Source organism: Oricola indica (assembly GCF_019966595.1).
Taxonomy (GTDB): domain Bacteria; phylum Pseudomonadota; class Alphaproteobacteria; order Rhizobiales; family Rhizobiaceae; genus Oricola; species Oricola indica.
In genome coordinates this window covers 595,072-609,430 of the sequence record NZ_JAINFJ010000002.1, presented here as the reverse complement: position 1 = coordinate 609,430, position 14,359 = coordinate 595,072, and the positions used below count along the sequence as shown (strand labels likewise).

General features: G+C 63.7%; 17 protein-coding genes. 7 read left to right on the top strand and 10 right to left on the bottom strand.

All coding sequences use genetic code 11. The annotated features are described in order from the left end of the window. Nucleotides 1–35: 35 nt before the first annotated feature. Nucleotides 36–1,007, top strand: coding sequence for a fatty acid desaturase (locus tag LC343_RS08435; protein ID WP_223476655.1), 972 nt, complete (start codon nucleotides 36–38; stop codon nucleotides 1,005–1,007). Between the two features lie 38 nt (nucleotides 1,008–1,045). Further along, entirely contained in the window at nucleotides 1,046–1,801 is a 756-nt protein-coding gene (locus tag LC343_RS08430; RefSeq protein ID WP_223476654.1) for a phosphate/phosphite/phosphonate ABC transporter substrate-binding protein, read from the top strand. Here the strand turns inward: LC343_RS08430 and LC343_RS08425 are convergent. Continuing rightward, a complete protein-coding gene (locus LC343_RS08425) occupies nucleotides 1,773–3,023 on the bottom strand; it encodes a DNA recombination protein RmuC (protein WP_223476653.1) in 1,251 nt (416 codons plus the stop codon). The two genes, LC343_RS08430 and LC343_RS08425, sit on opposite strands and share 29 nt — an antisense overlap. A gap of 96 nt (nucleotides 3,024–3,119) precedes the next feature. On the opposite strand from LC343_RS08425, the gene def reads away from it, so the two are divergent. After that, complete coding sequence (def, locus tag LC343_RS08420) at nucleotides 3,120–3,644, top strand: peptide deformylase (RefSeq protein ID WP_223476747.1); 525 nt, start codon at nucleotides 3,120–3,122, stop codon at nucleotides 3,642–3,644. Nucleotides 3,645–3,650: 6 nt separating this feature from the next. Here def and LC343_RS08415 read toward each other — a convergent pair whose 3' ends face one another. Next, nucleotides 3,651–3,893: a hypothetical protein gene (locus tag LC343_RS08415; protein WP_223476652.1), complete on the bottom strand. Its 243-nt coding sequence runs from the start codon at nucleotides 3,891–3,893 to the stop codon at nucleotides 3,651–3,653. Between the two features lie 150 nt (nucleotides 3,894–4,043). Here LC343_RS08415 and fmt point away from each other — a divergent pair, with 150 nt between their 5' ends. Both fmt and truA read left to right on the top strand, forming a co-directional pair. Then, nucleotides 4,044–4,973 carry a methionyl-tRNA formyltransferase gene (gene fmt / locus LC343_RS08410; RefSeq protein ID WP_223476651.1) on the top strand — a complete coding sequence of 310 codons (930 nt, stop codon included), beginning with the start codon at nucleotides 4,044–4,046 and terminating at the stop codon, nucleotides 4,971–4,973. Nucleotides 4,974–5,043: 70 nt separating this feature from the next. Further along, nucleotides 5,044–5,853 (top strand): tRNA pseudouridine(38-40) synthase TruA, encoded by an 810-nt coding sequence (gene truA, locus LC343_RS08405; protein WP_223476650.1) that lies wholly within the window; start codon nucleotides 5,044–5,046, stop codon nucleotides 5,851–5,853. Here the strand turns inward: truA and LC343_RS08400 are convergent. From LC343_RS08400 to dapD, 5 genes are all read right to left on the bottom strand, one after another. Further along, nucleotides 5,795–6,391, bottom strand: coding sequence for a hypothetical protein (locus tag LC343_RS08400; RefSeq protein ID WP_223476649.1), 597 nt, complete (start codon nucleotides 6,389–6,391; stop codon nucleotides 5,795–5,797). The genes truA and LC343_RS08400 overlap by 59 nt on opposite strands. Continuing rightward, a complete protein-coding gene (dapE, locus tag LC343_RS08395; protein WP_223476648.1) occupies nucleotides 6,388–7,584 on the bottom strand; it encodes a succinyl-diaminopimelate desuccinylase in 1,197 nt (398 codons plus the stop codon). Before dapE ends, LC343_RS08400 begins: the two co-directional genes overlap by 4 nt. A gap of 71 nt (nucleotides 7,585–7,655) precedes the next feature. Continuing rightward, complete coding sequence (locus LC343_RS08390; RefSeq protein ID WP_223476647.1) at nucleotides 7,656–8,366, bottom strand: hypothetical protein; 711 nt, start codon at nucleotides 8,364–8,366, stop codon at nucleotides 7,656–7,658. A gap of 39 nt (nucleotides 8,367–8,405) precedes the next feature. After that, nucleotides 8,406–8,789, bottom strand: a complete 384-nt coding sequence (locus tag LC343_RS08385) for a DUF805 domain-containing protein (protein ID WP_223476646.1) — start codon at nucleotides 8,787–8,789, stop codon at nucleotides 8,406–8,408. A gap of 4 nt (nucleotides 8,790–8,793) precedes the next feature. Further along, nucleotides 8,794–9,648, bottom strand: a complete 855-nt coding sequence (gene dapD / locus LC343_RS08380) for a 2,3,4,5-tetrahydropyridine-2,6-dicarboxylate N-succinyltransferase (RefSeq protein WP_223476645.1) — start codon at nucleotides 9,646–9,648, stop codon at nucleotides 8,794–8,796. Nucleotides 9,649–9,792: 144 nt separating this feature from the next. On the opposite strand from dapD, the gene LC343_RS08375 reads away from it, so the two are divergent. Further along, nucleotides 9,793–10,635 (top strand): LOG family protein, encoded by an 843-nt coding sequence (locus LC343_RS08375; protein ID WP_223476644.1) that lies wholly within the window; start codon nucleotides 9,793–9,795, stop codon nucleotides 10,633–10,635. A 73-nt stretch (nucleotides 10,636–10,708) separates the two neighbouring features. On the opposite strand, the gene LC343_RS08370 is transcribed toward LC343_RS08375, so the two are convergent. The 3 genes from LC343_RS08370 to LC343_RS08360 all read right to left on the bottom strand — a co-directional run bounded on the left by LC343_RS08370 (nucleotide 10,709) and on the right by LC343_RS08360 (nucleotide 13,106). Then, a complete protein-coding gene (locus tag LC343_RS08370; protein WP_223476643.1) occupies nucleotides 10,709–11,314 on the bottom strand; it encodes a hypothetical protein in 606 nt (201 codons plus the stop codon). Nucleotides 11,315–11,517: 203 nt separating this feature from the next. Next, the gene (locus tag LC343_RS08365; RefSeq protein ID WP_223476642.1) at nucleotides 11,518–12,402 is read right to left on the bottom strand and encodes a DUF817 domain-containing protein; all 885 of its coding nucleotides are present in this window, start codon (nucleotides 12,400–12,402) and stop codon (nucleotides 11,518–11,520) included. After that, on the bottom strand, nucleotides 12,399–13,106 hold the full coding sequence (locus LC343_RS08360; RefSeq protein ID WP_223476641.1) for a pyrimidine 5'-nucleotidase: 708 nt from the start codon (nucleotides 13,104–13,106) through the stop codon (nucleotides 12,399–12,401). The genes LC343_RS08365 and LC343_RS08360 overlap by 4 nt, the downstream gene beginning before the upstream one ends. A gap of 346 nt (nucleotides 13,107–13,452) precedes the next feature. Between LC343_RS08360 and LC343_RS08355 the strand changes: the two genes are divergently transcribed. Further along, nucleotides 13,453–14,358 carry an EamA family transporter gene (locus tag LC343_RS08355; RefSeq protein WP_223476640.1) on the top strand — a complete coding sequence of 302 codons (906 nt, stop codon included), beginning with the start codon at nucleotides 13,453–13,455 and terminating at the stop codon, nucleotides 14,356–14,358. Nucleotide 14,359 lies beyond the last annotated feature (1 nt).

Genomic DNA, 14,359 nt, shown 5'->3' with positions numbered 1-14,359 from the left:
ACATGAGATTATTGAAATGCTTGGAATGGCCGACCATGGCCATGCTGTTGGCCTGCTATGGCCTGTGGTTTGTCAGTGGCCTTGTGATCTGGCCGGTCTATCCGCTCGCCGCGATCGGTTTGATGGCGGTGGCCACGGCGCTCCATTCTTCCTTGCAGCACGAGGCGCTTCACGGCCATCCGACGCGCAGCGCCGCAATCAACGAGTTGCTGGTCGCCCTGCCGCTCGGTGTCTTCTATCCCTATCGGCGTTTCCGGCAGATGCATCTCGCCCACCATAATGACGAGCGCCTGACCGACCCCTATGACGACCCGGAAAGCTGGTATCGCGCGGCGGGGGATTGGGGACGTCTGGCGGCGCCTCTCCGTTTTCTGTTGTCGCTCAACAATTCGCTTGCCGGGCGCCTCGTCATCGGCCCGGGCCTGATGATCGCCAGTTTCGCCGCAACGGAACCCGGGCGGCTGCTGCGCGGTGAACGCGGCGTGCGCAGGGCCTGGTTGAACCACCTTGCCGGCCTTGCGGTTCTCGCCGTTCTTGTCATCGGCGTGATGGGTATCCACCCGCTGGTCTACCTGTTCGCAATCGCCTATCCGGGTCTGTCGATCATCGCGATCCGCACCTTTTGCGAACACCAGTGGGAAGCCGATCCGGACGGACGTACCGTGATCGTGGAGCGGGGCGGGATCCTGGGCCTTCTCTTCCTCAACAACAATCTCCACCTCGTCCACCACAAGCGCCCCCGTGCGGCCTGGTACGAATTGCCGGGCCTCTACCGCGCCCAGCGCGATGCGTGGCATGCGCGCAATGGCGGCTACGTCTTTTCCGATTACCGGGCTATTTTCCGCGCCTTCGCGTTCCGCGCCAAGGAGCCTGTCGTTCACCCGGCATTGCGCACGGGCGCGCAAGCGGTCTTGATACCCGGCGGTAGCTTCCATCCTGTCGGCGCGCCCACTGGCCCGCAGATCGGCTGCAACAGTGCCGTGCCCGCCAAGGCCGATCGCGACTGATGGTGGGCCCGATAGGCTTGAGGGCCTGGCAGTAAGTCATGATCCTTGTCGCCACTCTCCCAATGTATGACTGGCCGGAGCGCCGGGCCGAAACCGACGCGCGCTGGTTGGCGCTGCGCGATGCGTTGCGCGCGGAAGGTTTCCAGGCTCCCGGCGATCTGTCTCGTGCCGATGATCCGATGGCGCTGTGGCTATCGCCCGACCTGCTCATCGGCGAGACCTGCACCTATCCGCTGGTGACCATGCTTGAAGGCAAGGTCCGCTATGTCGCGACGCCCGTGCATCACGCGCCGGGTTGCACGCGGGGGCGGTATCGCAGCGCGGTCGTGCGGCGCGAAACCGGAAACGGGGTATCGCCACCCGCAACGCCCGATGCGCTGATTGCGCCGGAGGCCGTCGCGGGGCGCTTTGCCGCGAACATGCCGGAATCGCTATCCGGCTTTGTCGCGCTGGCGGGCGACATGGCTGCGTCCCACCTCGGCGAACCCGGCGATGGCGACGTGCTGTGGACCGGGTCGCACAGGGCGTCGATCCGCGCCGTCGCGTCGGGGGAGGCGGATTTCGCGGCGATCGATTGCGTGAGCTGGGCGATCGCGCTGAACCACGAACCGGCGGCAAGAGATCTCGTCGTCGCCGGCTGGACGGCGTCGCGTCCGGGCCTGCCGCTGATCACCTCGGGCGATGCCGATGACGAGGCGCTGGCCCGCATCCGCCGCGCGGTGCTGAGTGCGATGGATGCGGCTATCCTCGACGATCCCTTCGAGATCAGTCCTCTTCCGGATCGACGACCCTGAGCCTCAGCTGGCCGGTCCGGCTGTCGGCGGATTTTGCCCCGGTTTCCTCGTCCGGCTCGGTCTTCGCGGGTGCGGGGCGCTCGTTTTCGAACTCCAGCGCCTCGATCTTCTGGCCGCGTTTGGTCACCTTGCTCGACGAGACGAGGATGTCGTCGATGTCCTTCGATGCCTGCCCGAAATGGGTCTGCAGCTTGCGCACCCGATCGTCGAGCCGGGTCACGTCCTCCATCAGCCGCAACACCTCGGTCTGGATCAGATGCGCCTGCTCGCGCATCCGCGCATCCTTGAGCAGCGCCTGGATGACCTGGATCGACAGCATCAGCAGTGACGGCGACACGATGACGATGCGGGCGCGGTGCGCGCGCTGGATGATCCCTTCGTGGTGCTCGTGGATATCGGCGAAGATCGATTCGGACGGCACGAACATGAAGGCCGTATCCTGCGTTTCGCCGGCGATCAGATACTTCTCCGAGATCGCCTTGATGTGGACCTCCATGTCGCGGCGAAACTGCTTGGCCGCCTCCGCAGCCTGTCCCGCGTCCTTTGCGTCGCGGATCGCGTTCCAGGCTTCCAGCGGAAATTTCGCATCGATGACGAGATCCGGCGCGTCGTTGGGCATGCGGACGATGCAGTCGGGCCGGTTGCCGTTCGAAAGGGTCGCCTGGAAGGAATAGGCGTCCATCGGCAGGCCGTCGGCGATAATCGTTTCCATCCGGCCCTGTCCGAACGCGCCGCGCGTCTGCTTGTTCGACAGGATCGACTGCAACTGCACGACATCGGTCGCCAGCTTCTGGATGTTCGACTGCGCCGTGTCGATCACGGCGAGGCGTTCCTGCAGTTTGGAGAGGTTCTCATGCGTCGACTTCTGCTGTTCGGTCATCGATTGGCCGATGCGGCTCGTCATGGAGTCGAAGCGCTGGTGGATGGCCTGATTCAGTTCCGATTGTCGCGATCCGAAGATTTCCGACATCGACGCCATGCGCCCGTGCATTTCCGACTGGGCCTTCAGGATTTCTGCCATGCGCGCATCGGCCTCCGCCGCGCGGCGGCGGTTCTCCTCTTCCATGTCGGCGCGGCGCCGGGCGTTGCGGTAGCTCAGCACGAGCGCCACGACCAGCAACAGCACGATCGCCGCGGCGGCCGCCGCCAGCGCTTCGCCGAAGCTGAAAACACGGCCGCCAAGCGTCAGGAAGGGCTGCGAGAAATCAAAGGATGTGTTCATGAAGCGAATTTATGCGATTCGCGCGCCCGTGTCAGAACGGTGAAGCGGCCAGAGGAGATTGACGGTTTCATCGCCATTGCTTACCTGTCCGCCACTATGTCGATCAAACCGCTCGTTCTCCTTCCCGATCCGATCCTGCGCCAGCCGTCGAAAACCGTCGAGCGCGTGGATGACGACCTCCGCCGTCTCGCCGACGACATGCTCGAAACGATGTATGACGCGCCGGGCATCGGGCTCGCGGCCGTCCAGGTCGGTGAACCGCTTCGCATGCTGGTCATGGACGTCGCCAAGGAAGACGGGGAGAAGCAGCCCTTCGTGCTCGTCAATCCGCAGATCGTCGCGACCGGTGACGACGTATCGACCTATGAGGAAGGCTGCCTGTCGATCCCGGACTATTATGCCGAGGTCGAGCGGCCGGCTGCCGTGACCGTCAAATATCTGGACCGCGATGGCAAGGAACAGACCCTTTCCGCCGATGGCATGCTCGCAACCTGCGTGCAGCACGAGATCGATCACCTGAACGGTGTTTTGTTCATCGACCACATCTCCAAGCTCAAGCGCGACATGGTGGTCAAGAAGTTCACCAAACTGGCGAAACAGCGCGGTTCGACGCGGCTTTAGGCTGCCTTACATGATCTGCGCGGCGAGATCGCCGATATGGCGCAGGGCTGCCGCGGCGGCGTCGGGCGTGTGCATGACGATCGCGGCGAAAACCATCGTGTAATAGGATAGCCAGACGATGATGCGTTCGCCGAGCGGCGGGCGCTTGCCCTGGCGTTTCCCTTGCCCCTGGCGCGTCGATCGGGCGTTTTTGATGTGATCCGCTTGCACTTTGAGGGCCGATTTCCTGTTCAGTTCGATCCGCTTCACGGCGCGATTTCCAGAACCGGGGCGCGCCGTTTTGTGACTGTGTCTTGTGAAGCATTCGGGTTAATTCCGTATTTGCAATTCCGCTTAAGATCGCCTTTGTGCGAAAGCTGGAATTTTACACGACGCAGCGAATCCAGGGGAGAAGTGACCGTGCGGCTGATATTCATGGGGACACCGGAATTTTCCGTCCCGACGCTGACGGCGCTCGCCGCGCATGGTCACGAAGTCGTCGCCTGCTACACGCAGCCGCCGCGTCCCGCCGGCCGGCGCGGGCTCGAATTGACGAAGTCGCCCGTCCATCGCCAGGCCGAAGCGCTGGCGATCCCCGTGCATACGCCGAAAAGCCTGAAATCGCCGGAGGAGCAAGAGACCTTTCGCGCGCTCGATGCCGATGCCGCCGTGGTGGTCGCCTATGGCCTGCTGCTGCCGGAACCGATCCTCGAGGCTCCACGGCTCGGCTGCTACAACGGCCATGCCTCGCTGCTGCCGCGCTGGCGCGGCGCCGCGCCGATCCAGCGCGCGATCATGGCCGGCGATACCGAGACGGGCATGATGGTCATGAAGATGGATGTCGGCCTCGATACCGGCGACATCGCGCTGGAGGATCGCATGCCGATCGGCGCGGACATGACGGCGGGCGAGTTGCACGACGCCCTGTCGCAGCTCGGCGCGGACCTGATGGTGCGCGCCATGGCGGCGCTCGAACGTGGAAGCCTGACTCTGACACCGCAACCCGACGAGGGTGTGGTCTATGCCTCGAAGATCGACAAGGCCGAATGCCGGATCGACTGGTCCCGCCCGGCATCGCAGGTGCACAACCACATTCGCGGCCTGTCGCCCTTTCCGGGCGCCTGGTGCGAGATGGAGATCGGCGGCAAGCGCGAGCGGGTCAAGATCCTGCGCAGCCGCATGGCGTCCGGTGTCCATGGCGCGCCGGGCGAGGTGACATGCGGCGACGGCGTGTTCTCGGTGGCCTGCGGTGACGGCGCGGTCGATCTCGTTACCCTGCAGAAGGCCGGCGGCAAGCCGCTCGGCGCGGCCGACTTCCTGCGCGGCGCGCCGGTGACGGCAGTCTTCTGAGCCCGGACGAACTGGACGCCGCCGGAAACGGTCTTTAAGAGCCGGTGGCTGATCGAACCCGGGAAACCGCATGCCCCGCTATCGCCTGACCGTCGAATATGACGGTACGCCCTATGTCGGCTTCCAGCGCCAGACCAATGGCTACGCCGTGCAGGAAGCCATCGAAAAGGCGGTGAAGAAGTTTACCGGCGAGGACGTGACCCTGTTCGTCGCCGGGCGCACCGATACCGGCGTTCATGCGCTCGGGCAGATATGCCATGTGGATCTTTCGCGCGACTGGGCCCCTTTCCGCGTCCTCGAGGCGATCAACGCGCATCTCGTTGTGGCTGACGAAAGCATCTCGATCGTCGATGTCGAGATAATGGATGAGGATTTCCATGCCCGGTTCTCGGCGAAAGGCCGGCACTATCTCTACCGGATCGTCAATCGGCATTCGCCCGCGCCGCTGGAGCGTCATCGCGCCTGGTGGGTCAGGCGTCCGCTCGATGTCGACGCCATGCAGGACGCATCGTCGGTCCTGATCGGCACGCATGATTTCACCACGTTCCGCGCCGTTCAGTGCCAGGCGAAATCGCCCGTCAAGACGCTCGACGTGATCGAATTTTCGCGTCTCGGCGAGATCGTCGAGGTGCGGCTGTCCGCGCGCAGTTTCCTGCACAATCAGGTTCGGTCCATCGTCGGTACGCTGAAGCTGGTCGGCGAGGGGCGCTGGACGCGCGACGACGTGCAGGCCGCGCTGGATTCCAGAGATCATCAGCGTTGCGGCGCACTGGCCCCGCCGTGTGGGCTCTACCTCGCCAAGGTCGATTACGACGTCGCGTTCACGAAGCTGGATACAACCCCGCCGCCACATAGGCGGAAACGGCGAGCGGGTAGGTAATCACCGTTTCGATGCCGACGAAGGCGACGGCGGTCATCGGCGAGACGTTCAGCGCGACGCGGGTGACTCGCACCGAAAACCAAAGCATCAGGCCGATTGCCGCAAGCGTCAGCCAGGCGGAAAGGCTGCTGCCGGGCTCGCCGGTCGCCATGTCGGTCAAGGGGATCGCGACGAAGAGATAGGCCGCGAGCGCCGACAGCCAGTTCCGCGACACGATCAGATATGTGTAGCGCGCCGACAGGCCGAGCGCCTTCAGCACGAAGATGAAGGCGATGATCGGCACGACCCAGAAGACGATCTCCAGCATGGCCATGCGGGCGATGATCGAGCCCGTGGAACCGAGGTTCCCGGCCGCCTGAAGGCTTCGCGCCTCGACCACCCAGGAGAAAAACAGCGCGGGCAGCGCCGCGGGCAGGGCCTCGAAGGAGCGCCAGAACCCGTCCGCGGAAATGTCCATGTCCTCGAGAGCCGACACGTCGCCGCGCAGCAGCCTTACGATGCAGCCGACATGGTGAAAGGCGTAGTCGAAGAAGTTCATGTCCGGCTCGCGAACCAGTCCCCGATGATGCGTTCGTAGATGGTCGTCAGCGTTTCCAGATCGGCGACATCGACGCATTCATCGACCATGTGCATGGTCTTGCCGACGAGGCCGAATTCGACGACGGGACAATAGTCCTTGATATAGCGCGCATCTGACGTTCCGCCGGAGGTCGAAAGCTCCAGCTCCCTGCCGGTGACCGCTTCGATGGAACTGCGCACGACCGAAACCAGGGTGTCGTCGCGGGTCAGGAAAACGGCGCTGGGCGGCGATTTCCATTCCAGTTCGAAGCGGACGGGCGACGCGCGATCCGGCCGCAGCCCGTGCGCCTCGGCGGCTGCGTGGATACGGCGTTCGATCTCTGCCTTGAGGCTGTCCACCGTCCAGTGATCGCTGAACCTGATGTTGAAGGCGGCGCTCGCGCGGGCGGGGATGACATTCGTCGCGGTGTTGCCGGTGTCGATGGTGGTAATTTCCAGGTTGGAGGGCTGGAAATCGTCTGAGCCCGCATCGAGCGGCGGATCGAACAGCGCGGCGGCGATCTGCGTCATGCCGCGCAACGGATTGTCGGCGAGATGCGGATAGGCGACGTGGCCCTGCGTGCCGATCACGGTCACGACGCCGGTCAGTGAGCCGCGCCGGCCGATCTTGGCCATGTCGCCGAGCGTGTCCGGATTGGTCGGTTCGCCGAGAATGCACGCGTCCCAGCGCTCGCCCTTGTCGGCCGCCCATTGCAGCAGCTTGGCGGTGCCGTTGATCGCCGGGCCTTCCTCGTCGCCCGTGATCAGGAACGAGAGGGAGCCCGCCGGCGCGCCGTGTTTCTCGATGTAGCGCGCGACCGCGGCGACGAAGCAGGCGATGCCGCCCTTCATGTCGACGGCGCCGCGCCCATACATGACCCCGTCGACGATGTCCGCGCCGAAAGGCGCATGTGTCCACGCATCTTCGTTGCCGACAGGCACGACATCCGTGTGCCCGGCAAACATCAGGTGGGGCCCGCCGTCGCCGATCCGCGCATAGAGGTTTTCGATATCCGGCGTGCCGTGCTCCGTGAAGGTCATCCGCTCCACCTCGAACCCCATAGGGGCGAGCATCGAGGCGAGCGCGTGCAGCGCGCCGCCTTCCTGTGGGGTGACGGAGGGGCAGCGTATCAGCGTTTGCAGATTGGCGACGGGATCGGTGGCTTGGGACATCATGGCTGTTGCTGTATCGGCGCCCGGCGGTAGCGTCAATCGAGGCGCGGCAAAACCAGGATCAGGCCGGATCAGGCGGCGTCGCGCGCCGTTTCCTCGCCGATCAGCATGATCTTCTGCCAGATCTTGCGCGACAGGTTGGTGCCGAGGGTCTCGATATCGTTGACTGCGTTGACGACCACGTCGTCATTGAGCGCCTGCGCGTAGAGCGCCGCCAGCTTGCCGGTGATCGACAGCATTTCCGAGCAATAGTCGAGATAGCGCGTCAGCTGCGGTCGGGTGAGGACACGTTGCGGCGAGCTCTTCGTTGGCGTGAAGCCGTGCAACAGGATGGCGGGGTCCTTGGTCAGCTGGTGCATGTCGATGATGTGGATCACCGAGCGCAGCGCATGCAGCCCGTCCAGCGCCCGCTTGCGCTTGAAGCGTTCCTCCAGCGTGACCAGCGTCCAGAAGCCGACGCCTGCGAAAACCAGCGTGTTCAGCGATGCCTCGATGCCCTGAACGAAATCGAAGGCGCCGGTCGAAATCCGGTCGAAGGACAGCACGGTGCCGACAAGCGCGAAGATCGCGGCTGCAGCGGCAATCGCGAGGACCGTCACGACGCGCAGCCACAGGATCGGCTTTTCCAGATCGGCCGTCTGGCGTCCGATATCGCCGGAAAGCGCGACGATCTCGCTGGCGACCTTGCGCAGGCCGGCGTCCGGAAAACGCTCGCCGATGCGCCGCTCGAGAAGAGTGGCGGTCGCGGTGATACGGTCCTTGTCGAGCGTGCGATAGGGCATGGCAGCCCATACTACGCGTTTTGCTTTAACGGATCGTGATCACCGCCGCGCAAAGGGCGGCGGACCGTGTTCATTGGTTTCCGCGCTGCCCGGCAGGAACGCCAGCAGCAGGAAGGCAATGATCGAGATTGCCGGAACGAGGAGCGCGACGGCGAGCAAGCCGGGCAGGCCGATATCGTGCAGCCGCTTGACCGCGAGCGCGAAGGCCGCCCAGGCCGATGCGATCCATATGCCGAGGATGACGAAGCCCCACAGGATGAAGGCGGGGCTGTCCTCGGGAAGGGATACGACCTGCGCGATCACCACCGCCTGGACGAGGATCATCAGCAGCGCCGCGAGCCAGAAGCTCTTGCGCCCGATCCGACCCTTGAAGCCGAACAGAACCCACGAGACGGTGACCGGATGATCGGGCGCCCCGGGCATCGGGTCAGTCCCGCAGAAGTTCGTTGATACCGGTCTTCGAGCGGGTCTTCTCGTCCACCGTCTTGACGATCACGGCGCAATAGAGGCTCGGGCCCGGTTCGCCATTCGGGAAATTCTTGCCCGGCATCGTGCCGGCGACGACGACGGAGTAGGGCGGAACCTCGCCATAGGAAATCTCGCCGGTCGCCCGGTTCACGATCTTGGTCGACTTGCCGATGAAGACACCCATGCCGAGCACCGATCCCTCGCGCACGATGCAGCCTTCGACGACTTCCGAGCGCGCGCCGATGAAGCAATTGTCCTCGATGATGGTCGGGCCGGCCTGCATCGGCTCCAGCACGCCGCCGATCCCGACGCCGCCGGACAGGTGGACGTTCTTGCCGATCTGCGCGCAGGATCCGACTGTCGCCCAGGTGTCGACCATCGTTCCCTCATCGACATAGGCGCCGAGATTGACGAAGGACGGCATCAGCACGACGCCCTTGGCGACATAGGCCGAGCGGCGCACGATGCAGTTCGGCACGCTGCGAAAGCCCGCCTTCTCGAAGTCCTGGCTGCCCCATCCGTCGAACTTGGACGGCACCTTGTCCCACCAGCCGGAATCGCCCGGGCCGCCGGAAATGACGGTCATCGGGTTGAGCCGGAACGACAAAAGCACGGCCTTTTTCAGCCACTGGTTGACCGTCCAGTTACCGTCGGCGCCGCGCTCCGCGACGCGGGCATTGCCGCTGTCGAGAAGGTTGAGCGATTCCTCGACCGCGTCGCGGATTTCGCCGCGCGTGTCGGTCGTCACCGTATCGCGATTGTCGAATGCGGCTTCGATGATGGATTCCAGCGTCGCGATATCATGGGCGGTCATGAATTGTTTCCTTATCGGCAGGTAGTATGCGCGGAATGCCCGGCATGTTGCCGGGTTCCTACGCGAATGCAGCCGGGATGGTCAATGCAGGCTGCGGCGTCCCCATGTCACTCGACGACGGGACGCGGAAAACGGGGAGAGACAATGAACGCGAAACGCAATCGGGACGTATGGGACCCGCTGATTCCCTCCGGTCAGGACATGAACCGCGCACGGGCCGTGCCGCAGACGCCGCAGACGCGTGCGCCGGCCTATCGGCTCGCCTATGACGATGCCGATTTCCTGTGCCGCGAGGAGCTTCGCCCGGTCCGGCTGCAACTCGAACTGCTGAAGCCGGAACTGCTTCTGCAGGAACGGGGCATCAAGTCGACTGCGGTGCTGTTCGGCGGCGCGCGCATTCCCGAGCCCGGCGGTATCGCCTGGGCGGCGAAGAACGAGACGCAGCGCCGCAATCTCGAGGAAAACGCCCGCTACTACGAAGAGGCGCGCGCATTCGCCCGTCGCTGTTCGGAATATTCGATGTCGACGGGTGGCGACGAGTTTGTGGTGGTGACCGGTGGCGGACCCGGCGTCATGGAAGCGGGAAATCGCGGCGCGGTCGATGTCGGCGCCCAGTCGATCGGCCTCAACATCGTGCTGCCGCATGAGCAGGCGCCGAACGAATATGTGACGCCGGAACTCTGCTTCAATTTCCACTATTTCGCGATCCGCAAGATGCACTTCCTGATGCGTGCGCGGGTGATCGCGGTGTTTCCGGGCGGCTTCGGCACGATGGACGAGTTGTTCGAGTCGCTGACCCTGATCCAGACCGGCCGCATGGAGCGCGTGCCGATCCTGCTGTTCGGCAGGGACTTCTGGTCGAAGGCCATCGATCTCGACTTCCTTGCCGAGCAAGGGACGATTTCGCCCGGCGACGCTGAGCTGATCGATCCCGTCGATTCCGGCGAGGAGGCCTGGGAGGTCGTGACGCGTTTCTACGGGATCTGAGACCCGGCCTCATGCAAACGGAAAACGCCGGCGCGGGAGGCTGCGCCGGCGTTTTTATATTCGGTCGTGGCGATCAGAAGTCCTGATCGGAAATCCGGCCGTCGCCATTGGCGTCGAGGCGCGCCATCCACTGTTCCGACATGCCGACGAATTCGTCATGGCTGAACTTGCCGTCGCCATTCGTGTCGATCATGCGGCCATCATGCATTCCGGCTTCGGCGTTCATCTGGAAATTGCCGCCCATACCGCGACCTTTTCCCATGCCTTGCCCTTGGCCCATGCCTTGCCCTTGGCCCATGCCTTGCCCCTGGCCCATGCCGTTCCCGCGGCCCTGACCCATGCCTTGCCCTTTTCCCTGGCCCTGACCCATTCCCTGGCCTTTGCCCTGTCCCATGCCGCGCGGGCGTTCGATGCCCTCTTCGGCCATGGATGCCTGCTCCATGTCGCGCATTTCGTCCATCGCCTTGCGTTCTTCTGCATCGATGAAGCCATCTTCATTGGCATCGAACGCGGTAAACACGCTGTCGCGGCGTTCCTTGACTTCCTGGAGCGTCACCGCGCCGTCGCCGTCGAGATCCCAATTGTTCATGAAATGCTCGTTGAACGTCTCCGCATAAGCGGCGGTCGACATCATGGAGGCGGTCATTGCGGCCAGAACGGCCATGCGGGTGAGAGACATTGTTTTTCCCCTTCATTGAGTGATGTCTCTCAATACATGTAAAAAAGGGTATGTGTTAGTTAAACATCTGTAATGTCATTACAATCCCGTAAGGTTTCCGCTCGGGCAGGTGTCTTCGACGCTAGAGGCAGGCAAGCGCTGTCATTCCGGCACCCCAACCATCGCCCAGCCTCCCGTGGGCGATCCCCGAAGGACGTTCCGGATCAGTTTCGGGCCAGGTCGACTTGAGGCGAGGCGGACGCGTCCAGCGGCTTCGGCCGGTTCACCATCGTCACCAGAACGAAGGAAACGATCATCAGCAGGTACCAGGAACCCAGCTTCGACAACCCGACGGGCGTCCATTCGCCCTGCTGTGACGGATACAGCCAGGCGTGCGACCATGTGGCGAGGTTCTCCGCGAACCAGATGAACAGCGCGACGAGAAGCCATCCGAGCAGGAGCGGCATCCGGTGGCGAAAGCGAAAGACGCGGTAATGCACCCAGGTCCGTGCGAAAAGAACTCCGGTCGCTGCGAAGATCAGAATGCGGGCGTCTGCGACATAGTGGTGGCTGAAGAAATTGACATAGACCGCGACAGCCAGTGCGATACTCGTCCAGAAGGGCGGGTAGCCGGTGAACCGGAAGTCGAAAATGCGGCTGACGCGGGCGAGGTAAGAGCCGACCGAGGCATACATGAAGCCGGAAAACAGCGGCACGCCGCCAATGCGAAAGAACGCCTCTTCGGGATAGACCCAGGACCCAGCGGCGGTCTTGAACAGCTCCATGCAGGTTCCGACGATATGGAACAGCAGAATCGCCTTCGCCTCGTCAAAGGTTTCCAGCCGGAAGGCGAGCATGGCGATCTGCAGCGCCAGCGCGCAGAGGAAGACGAAATCGTAGCGGGCCAGCCAGGCATCGTCGGGCCAGACGATCCGGGTTCCCATGATCAGCGCCAGCATCGCCCCGCCGAAGAGGCAGGCCCAGGCCTGCTTCAGCCCGAAGACGAGAAATTCGATGACTGCACCGGACAGCCCGGACGCCGGCAGACGGTCGAGCACGCGGTGCGCGGCATGGTCGATGCGCGCTTCAAGGGATGTGAACCGCTTCATGCAGTGGCGGTGTCGATCAGCGCGCGCAGGAATTCAGCCAGATTGTCGGTTACGAAATCGACCTGGTCGTGTTCCGCGTCGTGCTCCCAGATTTCGGAGAAGGCGGGTTCGAAATTGTGCGGCACGACGAGAACCGTCTTCATGCCAAGCATTTTCGGTGTCACGAGATTGCGCGCCAGATCCTCGAACATGGCGGCATGCTCGCAATCCACACGGTGCAGCGCGCGGAACTTGTCGTAGGTCTCCGCCGCAGGCTTCGGCACCAGATCGGCCGCGACGACGTCGAATATGTCGTCGAAATGATCGAGCACGCCGAGTTGCCGGGCGGTGCGCTCCGCATGGCGGCGGTCGCCATTCGTGAAGATGAACTTGCGGCCCGGCAAGGCCTTGATCGCATCGCCTAGCGCCGGATCGGGCTCGACCCAGCTGTAGTCGATGTCATGGACCTTCTCGAGGAAGTCGTCCGGATCGACTTCGTAATTCGCCATCAGGCCCTGCAGCGTCGTGCCGTAGCGCTTGTAGAAGTCCTTCTGCACCTTGCGCGCCTCGTCGCTGGGCAGTTGCAGCAGTTCGGAGACATAGGCCGTCATCTTCACGTCGATCTGCGCGAAGAGATTCGAGTGATGCGGATAGAGCGTGTTGTCGAGGTCGAAGACCCATTCGCGGACATGCGCGAAATCGGAAGGCGAGGCGTTTGCTGTCATGTCCCGCGCTTAAGCACGAAACGGGCGCCGAGTCATGGGTCTTGTCGCAGGACGGAGCACGTCAGCGGTGAATTCGCCTTGGCAGTGCCGCCAGAAATGCTCTAGATCGGGGCATGCCGATGTCGAGAAACGCAATCGGGGCCGGCGCCCCCTTCATCCTGCAGGACCGCAAGCGCCTGCCGGTGCGGTTTTTCGGTGCGTTTTCCGGAACCACGCTGAGCCGTCTTGGCTGAAACGGCGCGAGGGGCCGCCGAGACATGGCCTTTCATCACCGATTTCAAACATACCGCCTCGTTAGCGCCTGCCGGCAACCCTGCCGCGAGCGCGCCCGCCAAGGGGACATCGCATGGAACTCTGGATCGCAATAACGATCGCCGCCGCCTTTCTGCAGAACATCCGCTCATCGCTGCAAAGGCACCTCAAGGATCATATGGGAACGACCGGCGCCACATTCGTGCGCTTCGGCTTCGGCCTGCCGTTCGCAGCGCTCTATTTGTTCGCGCTGACCGCCTTCACCGGTGATCCGGTGCCGCCGCCATCGGCGGCCTTTCTCGGCTGGATGAGCCTCGGCGCGCTGTCGCAGATCGCCGCGACCTTCACGCTCATCCACCTTTTCTCCTTCCGCAATTTCACGGTCGGAACGGCGTATTCGCGCACGGAGCCGGCGCAGGCCGCGCTGTTCGGCCTCGTCTTCCTGAGCGAGACGGTCGGTCCGATGACGCTGGTCGCCATCGCGATCTCCGTCTTCGGCGTTATGTTGATCTCGGTCGCCCGCAGCGCCTTCTCGCCGGTCGCGCTGGTGACGTCCGTTTTCACGCGTACAGCCGGGATCGGCCTTTTCTCGGGCACGCTGTTCGGCATCGCCGCCGTCTCCTATCGCGCGGCCTCGCTTTCTCTCGGCCAGCCGAATTTCGCGATGCAGGCCGCCACCACGCTGATTTGGGCGATCGGCCTGCAGACGGTGGTCATGCTGGCATGGATGGCGTGGCGCGACCGTGACGGACTGGTCCGGATACGCGCCGCCTGGAACATATCGGCGCTGGTCGGCTTCGTCGGCGCGACGGCGTCTTTCGGCTGGTTCGCGGCCATGACCCTGCAGCAGGCCGCGATCGTCAAGGCGGTGGCGCAGATCGAGATGATCTTCGCCTTCGCCACCAGCGTTTTCGTCTTCCGCGAACACATCACCCGGCTCGAAATCGTCGGCTGTGTGCTGATCGTCGCCGGTGTCCTCGTGCTGGTCGTCGGCGGATAGC